At 55.0% G+C, this 12165-nt stretch carries 9 protein-coding genes and 1 pseudogene; 5 read left to right on the top strand and 5 right to left on the bottom strand.

From position 1 onward, the window contains the following. Window positions 1-172: 172 nt before the first annotated feature. The 3 genes and pseudogenes from BOW53_RS10615 to BOW53_RS10605 all read right to left on the bottom strand — a co-directional run bounded on the left by BOW53_RS10615 (window position 173) and on the right by BOW53_RS10605 (window position 5334). Window positions 173-1348: an MFS transporter gene (locus BOW53_RS10615; RefSeq protein ID WP_078487964.1), complete on the bottom strand. Its 1176-nt coding sequence runs from the start codon at window positions 1346-1348 to the stop codon at window positions 173-175. Window positions 1349-1542: 194 nt separating this feature from the next. Next, the gene (locus BOW53_RS10610) at window positions 1543-2415 is read right to left on the bottom strand and encodes an AEC family transporter (RefSeq protein WP_078487963.1); all 873 of its coding nucleotides are present in this window, start codon (window positions 2413-2415) and stop codon (window positions 1543-1545) included. 101 nt (window positions 2416-2516) lie between these two features. Further along, window positions 2517-5334 (bottom strand): annotated as a pseudogene (locus BOW53_RS10605) (FAD-binding and (Fe-S)-binding domain-containing protein). Window positions 5335-5620: 286 nt separating this feature from the next. Here BOW53_RS10605 and BOW53_RS10600 point away from each other — a divergent pair. The 4 genes from BOW53_RS10600 to BOW53_RS10585 are packed head-to-tail and all read left to right on the top strand — an operon-like array spanning window position 5621 to window position 9206. Next, window positions 5621-6373, top strand: coding sequence for an FCD domain-containing protein (locus BOW53_RS10600; protein ID WP_078487962.1), 753 nt, complete (start codon window positions 5621-5623; stop codon window positions 6371-6373). A gap of 11 nt (window positions 6374-6384) precedes the next feature. Then, complete coding sequence (locus BOW53_RS10595; protein WP_078487961.1) at window positions 6385-7152, top strand: (Fe-S)-binding protein; 768 nt, start codon at window positions 6385-6387, stop codon at window positions 7150-7152. Continuing rightward, a complete protein-coding gene (locus BOW53_RS10590) occupies window positions 7136-8554 on the top strand; it encodes a LutB/LldF family L-lactate oxidation iron-sulfur protein (protein WP_078487960.1) in 1419 nt (472 codons plus the stop codon). Before BOW53_RS10595 ends, BOW53_RS10590 begins: the two co-directional genes overlap by 17 nt. Continuing rightward, window positions 8547-9206, top strand: coding sequence for a LutC/YkgG family protein (locus tag BOW53_RS10585; RefSeq protein WP_078487959.1), 660 nt, complete (start codon window positions 8547-8549; stop codon window positions 9204-9206). Before BOW53_RS10590 ends, BOW53_RS10585 begins: the two co-directional genes overlap by 8 nt. Before the next feature lie 120 nt (window positions 9207-9326). Here the strand turns inward: BOW53_RS10585 and BOW53_RS10580 are convergent, their stop codons facing one another. Next, window positions 9327-9956 (bottom strand): metallophosphoesterase family protein, encoded by a 630-nt coding sequence (locus tag BOW53_RS10580; RefSeq protein ID WP_078487958.1) that lies wholly within the window; start codon window positions 9954-9956, stop codon window positions 9327-9329. Window positions 9957-10162: 206 nt separating this feature from the next. Next, window positions 10163-10789 (bottom strand): hypothetical protein, encoded by a 627-nt coding sequence (locus BOW53_RS10575; RefSeq protein WP_078487957.1) that lies wholly within the window; start codon window positions 10787-10789, stop codon window positions 10163-10165. Between the two features lie 304 nt (window positions 10790-11093). Here BOW53_RS10575 and BOW53_RS10570 point away from each other — a divergent pair, with 304 nt between their 5' ends. Next, the gene (locus BOW53_RS10570; protein ID WP_078487956.1) at window positions 11094-12068 is read left to right on the top strand and encodes an MBL fold metallo-hydrolase; all 975 of its coding nucleotides are present in this window, start codon (window positions 11094-11096) and stop codon (window positions 12066-12068) included. Window positions 12069-12165 lie beyond the last annotated feature (97 nt).

Below are 12165 nucleotides of genomic sequence, written 5' to 3'. Positions count from 1 at the left end.
CTGAACAATCGCCCTCGAAAATGCCTTGGCATTAAAACACCTAATCAGGTATTTTTCGGGATCAACCCACCTGTTGCACTAGCGAGTTGAATCCGCGTATTAAAGCAGCCGTTAATATAGTTATTGAGCCGTAGAGCCTGTAGCCTGTAGGTGTCTTGGTAAACCAACGACCTCAGGTTTCTGACATCTTCAATACGGTGTTGATCTCAGTGCTGGGCTGTGCCGGAACAAGCAGTGCCAAGCCCAGTGACATAACCGCCATTCCCGTTCCTGCCAGAAACACACTCGCCGGGGAGATCATCCAGAGCATGCCGAATAATACCGGGATCACTACAGCAGCAATGTGATTGATGGTAAAAGAGACACCGGCGGTTGAGGCGATATCCTTGGGATCCGCTATCTTGTGAAAATAGCTGTTGATGCCGATTGCCATGACAAAGAAGAGATGATCCACCACGTACAGAACGGCGGCCATCCACCCAACCTCAACAAAGGCGTATGAGACAAAGATAACGATCAGCCCGACATATTCCAATGTCAGCACACGACGCTCACCCCAGGCACTGATGAGACGGCCTATCTTTGGGGCCAACGGCGTGTTGAGTATGTGATTGACCAGGAACAACAGTGCGATATCTGAGGCGCTGTAACCGAACTTCTGAACCATCAAAAAACCGGCGAATACCACGAAGATCTGCCTGCGTGCGCCACTCATGAAGACCAGCGCATAGTAGAGCCAGTAGCACTTCCTGAGCACTAGGTGCTTATGCTGGGGTTCCTTATGGGAGAAGGCCGGAAACCACTGCCATGCAAACAGGGCCACCAGCATGGCGGCAAGCCCTGCTAAAGCATAAAGCCAGGTATAACCCAGACCGGCCCACTCCATGCCCAGCCAGATCCCGGCGAAAACAATGATCGATGCAATCGAACTGGCAGATGACTGGCGGCCCATGACCAGGGGTGAACGATCTTTATCCACCCACTGCAAGGTCAATGACTGCTGCAGGGTATAGTAGTAGTGAAACCCCACCGACATCAGCACGGTAGTGAAGTAGAGACCGTACTCACTGGGCAGCAACCCGGTCATGACCACACCCAGCCCCAGTAGGGCGATCGAGATCAGCGCAAAGCTCTGTTCACGAATCAGCAGTAGAATGAATACCGTAGTGAAAGCCAGAAACCCGGGCACTTCCCGCAGGCTCTGGAGAATGCCGATCTCGACACCGGTAAAAGCCACCATCTCCACTGCAAAGTTATTCAGCAGGGTATGCCAGGAGGAGAAAGCGAATGAACCTGCAGCAGCAAGCAGGATCAGCAGGTATTCCGGTTTTTTTAGCGATGATGGCATCAGGGAATTTGCTCTGCAGGTATTCCGTTTAATAGGAACACAGTTGCCTGTGTTTTCAAAACACATAAATTTCAGGGTTGGGTAACCCGATGATTGCCTGTAGGAGTGGATTTATCCGCGATCTGAGCTGATCGAAGTCGATCGCGAACAAGTTCGCTCCTACAACTAATCCGCCTGGCAGACCACGTGGTTCGTCAAAGGACGAAAGCGAGGACCATCGGGATCACCACAACGCTTGCAAGGTTGCCCAGCATGACAATGGAGGCGACATTCTGGGGCTCCTGGCCGTATCGCTCTGCCACCATGTAGTTGAGCACTGCCGGTGGCAGCGCGCCGAATACCACCAGCATGGCAAACTGTAGATCGGAAAGCCCCAGGACCATTCCCAATGGAACGGCAATGATCAGACCGCTGAGGGGACAGAGTATCGCCCCCACCAGGCCGATGCGCCACGCCCTCCAGTCGATATGAATCAACCGCACACCCAGCGCGAAGAGCATCAGGGGGATGGCGATCTGCCCCAGCATCTCGATGGGTACGGCAAGCAGCTGCGGTATCTTTATCTTCAGGAACGAGATCGCCAGGCCCGCAATGGTGGCAATAAGCATGGGAATACGAAACAGGCCAAGCATGGAGACCGAGCTGTCCATCAGCTTCATACCCACGCTGAAATGGAGCGTGTTGCCGACGATGAACATCACCACTGCAGCGGGCAGCGCCTGCTCACCAAAAGCGAAGAGCGCCAGGGGAAGCCCCATGTTGCCGTAATTGCTGAACATCATGGGTGGCACGAAAGTTTTGAATTGGTAATAGAGCAGACGCGACACCGGCCAGGCGATGACACCGGAACCCAGGATGATTACTGCCGCCCCTACCCCCAACTCCTGGTATTCGATCAGGTTGAAGTCCTTACCTGAAAGCACATCGAAGATCAGCGCCGGGATAAAGATATCGATGGTCACCTTGTTCGCAGCCGCCATGTCCGGTGCATGACGGCGGGCATAGATGAACCCCACCAGCACGATGGCGAAGATCGGAAAGACGATGGAGATGATCTGGAGCAGCATGGATTATGTTTTAGCTTCTTTTACCTTGATAGATGCACCATACATTCCCTCTCCCTCAGAGGGAGAGGGAATGCGGTAGCCAACGATATATTTAATACCCTTTATTTGGACAAGCTATCAAAACACTGATCCACCAGGTAGACAATAGACTGATAGGGAATTCCTGAATGTTGGGACAGTCCGATCTCGCAGGTACGGCTGTTTGACACGCCCATACTTCAGCCTTCCGGTATCTGCTCGCGCAGTCGCTTCAAGGCTGCCGCATTCAGTTCGGGGGTGGTAAATCCCTTGTCCCCCGCAAAGCCGCAGCACCCTTTCTCTACCGGCACCACCACCTCTTTTGCACAGCGCCTGGCCATATCGAGCATCGGTTGCTCCAGCCCGAGTTTGCGGCTGGTACAGGTCACGTGCAGAGCCACTGAATCGAGCTGTGACCTGTTCTCCAGATATGGCAGGAGATACTCGCTGATGAAACCCACCGGCTCGAAGATCTTCAATGGCTTTGTCATGCCCTCGATCATGCGGAAGGTGCAGAGGCTGGTGTCGCAAAGCACAGGCAGCCTGCCCTCTTCGCTTGCCAGCCACAGCGCCTGCTCCAGCTTCCGGACACTCTCACCGGCCTGGATAGGCAGGCCCTTGCTCTCCAGTAGCTGTCCGCAGCAGAGTCCATCCACCCTTGCCGGGAACACAGCTTCAAAACCCGCCTTGACCAGCAGGGACTGCATCCCCTCATGGAGGGCCTCCTGGTGAGGATCGCCTTTTGCCGGTCCCATGGTGCGGCTGAGGCAACTGGGAAAGTAGACCACCTTGCCGTTAACACTGCCGGGGTGATTTCGATCAAGGGATGCAGCACTGCGGGGCATGCTTGCGTTCCACCGGGGCAGGCGCCCCCGGCTGATACTGTTCAGCTTTTCAGATAGACCTTGCAGGTTACTATCACCCAGAAGGTCCTGCGCCAATCCAACCACCCTGAAGCCTGTTCGTGTTGCCGAGGTTATTCCTGAGAAGTTCTTATTGACCCAGTTGCCTACCCCCCTGGCCCGGTCGCTACGGTTGTCGCTCCGTATCTTCTTGATCATCTTTCCGGTATCTATGCCTACAGGACAGCAGGTGGCACAGAGACCATCAGCCACACAGGTATCCAGCCCTGGTAGACGAAATCATCTTGAAGCTGCTTTAGACGTTCGCCTGCCGGATCAGAAGCGTTCTGGCGCGTGATCTCGCGCCAGCTCACGATGCGTTGATGGGGAGTCAAGGTGAGATCCCAGGAGGGACAGATCATCTCGCAGAAGCCGCACTCGATACACTTGTCCACGATCTCGTCCGCTGCAGGCAGGGGCTTCAGGTGTATCTCCGGATCTTCGTTCAGAATCACCCCCGGATTGAGAAGATTCTCCGGATCGAACAGGCGCTTGATCTCCCACATCAGCTGATAGGCGTCACTACCCCACTCCATCTCCACGAAGGGCGCCATGTTGCGCCCCGTGCCATGCTCCGCTTTCAGAGAACCCCCATAACCATCGACCACCAGGGCGCACACATCGTCCATCAGTCCCTGGTAACGCTGGATCTCTGTTTGGGTGCTGAAATCCTGGGTGAAGACAAAATGGAGATTGCCCTCCAGGGCATGACCGAATATCAGCGCTTCGTGGTAACCGTACTTGACGAACAGGGCCTGCAGTTGGCGCACTGCTGTAGCAAGCTCAGGTACAGGGAATGCCACGTCCTCGATAATCACCGTGGTGCCGGTCTGCCTGACCGCCCCCACGGCGGGAAACAGTCCCTTGCGAATGTTCCACAGCGCCTGGTACTCATGGGGGTCATAGGTGAAGGCAACGGGCATGACCACGCTCATATCAGCCAGAGATTGTTCGATCTGCCTGACATCACGATCCAGCGTCTCCCTGTCAGCAGCCCTGGCATCCACCAGCAGTGCCGCCACCTCGTCATCCAGCTCGTGGAGATAGGCAGGCATACCGGGCTTGCCCTGCACCGAGCGGAGTGCAGCCCGGTCCATCAACTCCACGGCGGTAACCGGTGCCTGCTTGAGCGCGGCCACGGACGGCAGGCGGTTTCTACATCAGGGAACAGGATCAGCGAGGTGGCCTTGCAGGGGTGATCCGGTACTGTCCGGTAGGTGATACTGGAGATAAAACCGAGAGTACCCTCAGAACCGATCATCAGGTGCTGAAGGACATCCAGGGGTTCTTCGAAATCGACCAGTGCATTCAGACTGTAGCCGGTGGTATTTTTCAGGCGGTACTTGTGCCTGATCTTTTCACGCAGGTCATCATTGTCTTTCGTATTGCGGGCGAGTGCGTCCAGCTTTTCCAACAGTTTGGGATGTGCCCTGCGAAAGGCCGCAACACTCGCTTCATCAACACTGTCCAGCACCGTGCCGTCGACCAGCACCACGTGCATACTCTGCAGGGTGTTGTAACTGTTCTGCGCAGTCCCGCAACACATGCCACTGGAGTTGTTGGCCGCGATACCGCCGATCTTTGCCGTATTGATGGATGCGGGATCAGGGCCTATTTTTCGGTTGTAGTCGGCAAGAATCTCGTTGGCCCGGGAGCCAATAATTCCAGGCTGCAGACTGATACTGCTGCCATCCTGGGCAACACTGTAGTCACGCCAACCATCGCCCGAGAGCTGAAGCAAAACCGAGTCGGTAATCGCCTGACCTGAAAGACTGGTACCCGCAGCACGGAAGGTTACCGGTACCTGGTAACGATTTGCCGCCTTAAGGATCTCACCCAGCTCATCTTCATCATCGACCCTGACAACCAACTGGGGTACCAGGCGGTAGAAGCTTGCATCCGTTCCGTATGCAAGCGTGCGCAACGGGTCATCGATCAGACGCTCTGCAGAGATGAAGCCCTCGAGCTCACGCCTGAATTTTCTGATGGATTCATGCATATGTTGCCCTGCTATACGGAATTGAATTGGATAAATGGCATTACATGAAATCCGGCTAAAGAGAATCGCCATTCCAACGGCGCCATATTGGTCTGACCAATAACATTGGAAACCAGAACAGAAAACCTGTCAACTTCTAAAATCTGTCATATGATAGGTTGCATTACTTACATATAGTAAGAATTTATCTTAAATATTAGTAAGTTTTTATATATCAAAAGACCTTCCTTTTTTTCGAAGCACGTTATAAACTCCCAACTCAATTGGTCTTACCAATTATTTTATCATGCCTAAACAACGCATATCAGACCAGATCGCAGCCAAGCTGGAGGCGATGATTGCAAACGGGGAACTCAAGCCCGGTGAACGGTTGCCCGCCGAACGGGAGCTGGCGGCTCAGCTCGATGTTTCACGCCCATCCCTGCGTGAGGCCATCGGCCGACTGAACAGCAAAGGGCTGCTCAATACCCGACGAGGTGGTGGTACCTATGTCTGTGGAGGGCTGGAACCCTCCTTCGTGGACCCCTTGCTGGCACTACTCAAAGAGCTTCCAGAGTCCCGCTTCGATGTGCTGGAGATCCGCCACGCCCTAGAGGGAACGGCAGCCTACTATGCCGCCCTGCGCAGTACCGAGGAGGACAAGGAGAATATCCGGCGCTGTTTCAGGAACATGATCGAGAGGCACGGCAGCCCTGATCCGATGGACGAGGCACGGGCAGACGCAGAGTTTCACCTGGCCATCGTGGAAGCCTCCCACAACCTGGTTCTGCTGCACGTGATGCGCGGCCTCTTCACCCTGCTTCAGAGCAGCATCAGCCACAACCTGGACAAGCTCTATACCCTGCCCCGGGTATTCGACCCCTTGAGCAAGCAGCACGAACGGCTGATGGATGCGATTATCGAGGGCGACCCCGAGAAGGCCAGGTCGGCGGCACAGGCCCACATGGTGCTCGTGGAGGAGTCCCTGCAGCAGATCTATCGGGAACAGGGGCGCTGGCAACGCGCCCTGCGTGACATTACACCTAACTCAGAGGATTAACCGGAGCACACATGGAACGCCAGCGACACTATCCTGAGAAACCGGGCAGGATCTATTTTTTCGGCACCTGCCTGGTGGACCTGCTCTACCCCGAGGCAAGCCTTGCCGGCATGCAGTTGATCCAACGTGAAGGGGTGGACGTTATTTTCCCCAAGGACCAGACCTGCTGCGGCCAGCCTGCCTGGAACAGCGGTTACCGCGACGAAGCAAGGGCCGTTGCCCTGGCCCAGCTGAAGTGCTTCCCCCTGGACTACCCGGTGGTGGTTCCATCCGGGTCCTGTGCCGGGATGATGCGCCACCACTACCCCCGCCTGTTCAAAAACACGCCCCAGGAGCAACAGGTACAGGCCCTGGCCAATCGCGTATACAAACTCACCGAGTTTCTCGTGCATGTACTCAAGATAACGTTGAAAGACCTGGGTACGCCTGCAAAGGTTGCCCTCCATACCTCCTGTTCCGCGCGCCGTGAGATGGGCGTGGCAGAGGAGCATGAAGCCCTGCTGCAACAGCTGGGCAACGTGGAACTTGTTGAGCAGGAGCGCAAGGCGGAGTGCTGTGGCTTCGGTGGCACCTTCGCAGTCAAGCACCCGAAGATCTCCGCCGAGATGGTCAGCGAGAAAGCAGAACATATCAGCAACACCAGTGCCGACACCCTGGTCAGCGGCGATTGCGGTTGTCTCATGAACATATCCGGCCGGTTGAATCACCAGGCTGAAAAGATCAAGGGAAAACACATTGCCAGTTTTCTCTGGGAGCGTACCAATGCAGACAGCCAGTGATTTCAGGCAGCGCTCCGAAGAGGCGCTCGGCAACCCGCAGATCCGGCGTAACTTCCGCTTTGCCATGGATGGTCTCATGGCGAAGCGCCGTGCAGGGCTCTCTGATCCAAGGGAACGTGAGCAGCTCAGAACCCAGTGCGCCGGCATACGCGTAAATGCCCTGAGCAAACTACCGGAGCTGTTGGAACAGCTGGAGGGGAACTGCACCCGCAACGGCATCCAGGTGCACTGGGCCGAGAGCGTTGATGAAGCCAACAACATCGTGCTCGAAATCATGCGGCAACACGATGCCACGCGCATGATCAAGGGCAAGTCCATGGTTTCGGAAGAGATGGAACTGAACCACTTCCTCGAAGATCACGACATCGAGTGCCTGGAGTCGGACCTTGGCGAATACATCGTCCAGCTCGCGGGAGAGACACCGTCCCACATCATCGCCCCGGCGATCCACAAGAACCGCCACGAGATCGCCGAACTCTTCCGCCAGAAGTTTCCGGACATACCCTTCGAGGAAGATCCCGAAAAACTGGCCCGTAGCGCCAGGGAGATTCTACGGGAAAAGTTCTACAAGGCAGATGTCGGTCTCTCGGGTGTCAATTTCGCGGTCGCTGAAACCGGCACCCTCTGCCTGGTGGAGAACGAAGGCAACGGCCGCATGTGTACCACGGTACCCCCGGTGCATATCGCGGTAACCGGTATCGAGAAGGTGGTTGAGCAGCTGAGCGACATCCCTCCCCTGCTCAACCTGCTGGTGCGCAGTGCAACCGGCCAGCATATATCCACCTACTTCAACATGATTAGCTCGCCGCGCAAGCCTGGGGAGAAGGATGGCCCCCAAGAGGTCCACCTGGTACTGCCGGACAACGAACGCTCCCGCATCTACGAAGATGATGAGTTAATCAATACCCTGCGCTGCATCCGCTGCGGCGCCTGCATGAACCACTGCCCGGTCTATGGTCGTATCGGCGGACACGCTTACGGCTCCACCATACCGGGTCCCATCGGTTCCGTGGTTGAGCCACAGAAGATCGGCCTGGACACCTTGGGCGAACTGCCCACCGCTTCCACCCTTTGCGGCGCCTGCGGCGAGGTGTGCCCGGTACGCATCCCCCTGCCTGACCTGTTGAACCGGCTGCGCTATGAAGGGGTGCGTAACAACAACGACGGCAAAGTGAAAGGCCAGAGTGAACAGCGTAAAGGCACAGAGGCCTGGATTTGGAAATCATGGAGCTGGCTCCATGTCCAGCCCATGCTCTACCGCCTGGCCATGCGCACAGCCACGCGACTGCGTTCATTGATGCCCAGGAAACTGGGACCCTGGACCGATGTCAGGAGACCGCCGCGGATTGCCGCCAGGACACTTCACGAACTGGCCCGTGAAAAGGGGTTCGACAATGCATAACGCTCGGGACAACATCCTCAACCGCCTTCGCCGCCAACGGCCTGAGTTCCCCCCGCAGGATGAGCCAGCATCCATGGATGAAGGTAACGAAACCACCCTGCAGCAGCGTATCGAAGCCTTTACCGAAAAGCTGCGCTCGGTTCGTGCCGAGGTGCACCTGACCACCGAGCAGGACTGGTGTCACAAGCTGCAGGAGCTCTGCCGTAAAAAAGAACTTGATAACCTGCTCTACGGAAACCAAGGCCCGCTGGCTGAAGCCATGGAGAAGCACTGGAACTCTGACGACAGCACCCCACGGCTGGTCACTTTGAATGAAACCATAGAGTCCTGGAAAGAGCCCCTGTTCAACGATATTGCTGCTGCAGTGACATCGGTACGCACCGGTATCGCCCAGGTCGGCACCCTGGTACTCTGGCCCACACTCGAAGAACCGAGAACCTACTCGCTGGTGCCCCCGGTGCACTTTGCGGTGCTGCACGCGGACAAACTCTACAACACCTTTGCGGAGGTGGTGGAAGAAGAGGCCTGGCAGGAAGGCATGCCCACAAATGCCCTTCTCATCTCCGGCCCGTCAAAATCGGCCGACATCGAACAGACCCTGTCATACGGTGTACATGGACCCACAGAGCTGGTTGCTCTACTGGTGAGCTGACATTTTCCAAGCTACTGCTTTCTGGTCATTCCGGTGATTACCGGGATCCAGTGCCACTTGGGAAACTCATGGATTCTGGCATTCGCCAGAATGACGCTGCGATAGGTGCATCGCCACCTATCAATCAGGTTCGAACCGAACCATTCCCCAGTTCCATGACTTCTGCAGAGTCTGACCGGACAAGCCAAACCACTCGACCTGCAGTTCGGGGAAACTCACCACTGCACAGCTGTGATTGAAAAGCGTACTGCCAGGATTGATCACCAGGGTGTCTGCCAGTCGCTCGGCAAACACCTGGTGGGTATGACCAACCACCAGTACATTGTAGGCGAACCCCCGTAAACGACCTGTCCAGTAAGCCTGTTGCTCATCAATCAGTTCACCTTCCACATCAAGCAACCTGATACCGTCCATGAGCGAATCCGGCGGACATGCGTGCACCATATAAAGCGTTTTGCCCGCAATCGTCATCTCCAATGAGCCAGGCAATCCGCTCAGATAGCCGTAGCTGAGTAAACCCTCACTGGCCACCGTCCAATCAAGATACCAGGCCTCATGGTTACCGATAACGCTTTTACAACCGCTCGATATCAACAGCTCGACAGTCTCCTCCAGCGCATCACCGTAACCTGCAATATCACCGGCACAGAGGATATGATCCACCCCCTGCTGTCGAAAAACGGATATTGCCTCTTCAACAGGCCCCGGTGTGGCGTGGGGATCGCTGATGATACCGGCTTTGATGCTCAAGACACGCCTCCAACGAAAGACAAACTCAAATCCGGGAGCATCCGTAGACTTGAGTCAAGTCAAGCGATCGATGTAACCTCTGTGCAAGCGGTGATTCACTTGTGAATAAACGAAAAACCACTTACACGGCGGACTGAAGAAAGGACCTGACTCGGAACATAAGCAGATCACGCCATCGATTGAACCGGTATTGATGTTGCAGACTGTCAATCGGCCTCATCGCAGTTTGAGACACAAACCTTGCGCTGGATAACAGTCCCACCACAAGAGGTGTAGCAGGTACGGTAGCGCTCGTCGCAACCACACTCTTTTGAACAGGCCCCTTGCAGACGTGCAATCTCATGTTCCAGAGTCGGTTCACTGGGCTTTCTCGGCTTTACCGGCTTTTTCAGTTGGCGCAAATCCCTTCTGACATCGTTTCTGCTGCTGCAGACCAGGTCACGTGCCTCCTTGTCCTTGACGTTGCCACACAACCTGCTCAGAACCTTTATCTTTCTCTCCAGTTCAACTTTTCGATCCTGGTAAGATTCAAGTTCACTGTAGTACAGCTCCAGGTCGATGCTGTATTCCCTCAGGTCACGATGGTAGGCATCATATGTTTCATCGAAACTCTTTTCGGCATCATATCGCGCATCTTCCAGGCAGAAGTGGCAGCGTTTTTCACAGTCGTACCCACACCCCTTCTTGTCTTCAAAGCACGCCATCAGGCAGGCCCGCCCGGCTTTATCTTCCGGGGGAATGAAGTCATGCACCAGCTGGTAACGCGGCCCGCCACAAGCGGTAAGGAGGGATGCGGCAACCAGTACGAAGAGGCTAGCGAGCGGTCTGAACATGATAGAGGCCTGTCTGTGTCGTATTCCGGATATTATGCACCAGCCAGCGCAGGCCTGTCTCCTACAGGCCTCGATGGTTTCGATTAAGAATTTTTGTTCGTATCAAGTAATGATCGGCACAGTGAGCACAAAAATGCTGCCACTGCCAGATTCAAACTCCAGGAATTGACGTGACTTGGTCATCGTAACGCCTGTCCATCCTATTCCTGCAACATGCGCATAATGTCTTGTGGTTTTCCATAATGGCTCGGTTCCTTTCCCCACATTAAGCTTGGATAGATATTCACCAATCGGACAAAGAACCATGCTACGTTCCTTTTATTTCCTTATCGCCTCCCTGCTCATCACCCCCCAACTCTGGGCCGGTGAGATCATTCGTGACCACCCGGTGCAGCAAATTGCTGAATCCACTTACGTGATCATCGGGCCAAGGGGTTTTCCTTCCGTGGAGAACCAGGGATTCATGAACAACCCTGCCTGGGTCGTCACGGACAAAGGGGTGATCGTTATCGACCCGGGATCCAGCCTGCAGGCAGGCCGCATGGTGATGAAACGCATCAGGGAGTTGACCGACAAGCCAGTCACCCATGTCTTCTCGACCCATATTCACGGTGATCACTGGCTTGGCAATCACGCCATCACCGAACTCTATCCCGATGCGGTCATCATGGGACACCCGGACATGATAAAAAAAGCCCACGACGGAGAAGGTGAGCAGTGGATTCAACTCATGTCCAGTTCAACCAACGGCTTCACTGATGGCACGATTGCAGTGATTCCCAATACTGAAGTAATTGACAGCCAGATACTGAAGATAAACGGTAAAACCTTCCGCATCTATGCTCCGGGCAAGGCACACAGCGGAGCCAACATCATGATCGAATATGTTGAAGATTCCGTCGTTTTTACCGGAGACAATGTACTCTATACCCGTATGGCACGTATGGACGACGCCACTTTCCAGGGCAACATCGATGCCTGCCAGGTAGCCCTAGATATAAATGCAAAGCACTATGTACCAGGCCACGGCCCGGCAGGTGGAACCGAGGTGCCCGCGACCTATAAGAAATACCTTGAGACGATCTACCATGAGGTAGCCCGCCTCTACGAAGAGGACCTGGCAGCGTTCGAGATGAAGGCGCCTGTCGTAAAGAAGCTGGCTGCCTACAGCGAGTGGATCAACTTCGAGGATGAGGTAGGGAAACATATCAGTCTCGCCCTTCTGGAAGTTGAGGAGAATGCTTTTTGGGAATCTCTAAAAACCCACCTTAATCTGTGATAATAACACACACACAACTTTTCAATCACAGTACACAGACTATGCAACCGAACTTTTTTGCCCACGAAGACCGTCTTGAATTGCATGAACGCCTTGG

It is taken from the genome of Solemya velesiana gill symbiont, from assembly GCF_002020805.1.
GTDB lineage: Bacteria > Pseudomonadota > Gammaproteobacteria > Chromatiales > Chromatiaceae > Sedimenticola_A.
The sequence above is the reverse complement of the archived record's forward strand: the minus strand, read 5'-3'. Positions and strand labels throughout refer to the sequence as shown.

Bases quoted from the DNA above. Each gene is read 5' to 3' on its own strand.
- BOW53_RS10615 (WP_078487964.1), bottom strand. From the start codon at position 1,348: ATGCCATCATCGCTAAAAAAACCGGAATACCTGCTGATCCTGCTTGCT.
- BOW53_RS10610 (WP_078487963.1), bottom strand. From the start codon at position 2,415: ATGCTGCTCCAGATCATCTCCATCGTCTTTCCGATCTTCGCCATCGTG.
- BOW53_RS10600 (WP_078487962.1), top strand. From the start codon at position 5,621: ATGCCTAAACAACGCATATCAGACCAGATCGCAGCCAAGCTGGAGGCG.
- BOW53_RS10595 (WP_078487961.1), top strand. From the start codon at position 6,385: ATGGAACGCCAGCGACACTATCCTGAGAAACCGGGCAGGATCTATTTT.
- BOW53_RS10590 (WP_078487960.1), top strand. From the start codon at position 7,136: ATGCAGACAGCCAGTGATTTCAGGCAGCGCTCCGAAGAGGCGCTCGGC.
- BOW53_RS10585 (WP_078487959.1), top strand. From the start codon at position 8,547: ATGCATAACGCTCGGGACAACATCCTCAACCGCCTTCGCCGCCAACGG.
- BOW53_RS10575 (WP_078487957.1), bottom strand. From the start codon at position 10,789: ATGTTCAGACCGCTCGCTAGCCTCTTCGTACTGGTTGCCGCATCCCTC.
- BOW53_RS10570 (WP_078487956.1), top strand. From the start codon at position 11,094: ATGCTACGTTCCTTTTATTTCCTTATCGCCTCCCTGCTCATCACCCCC.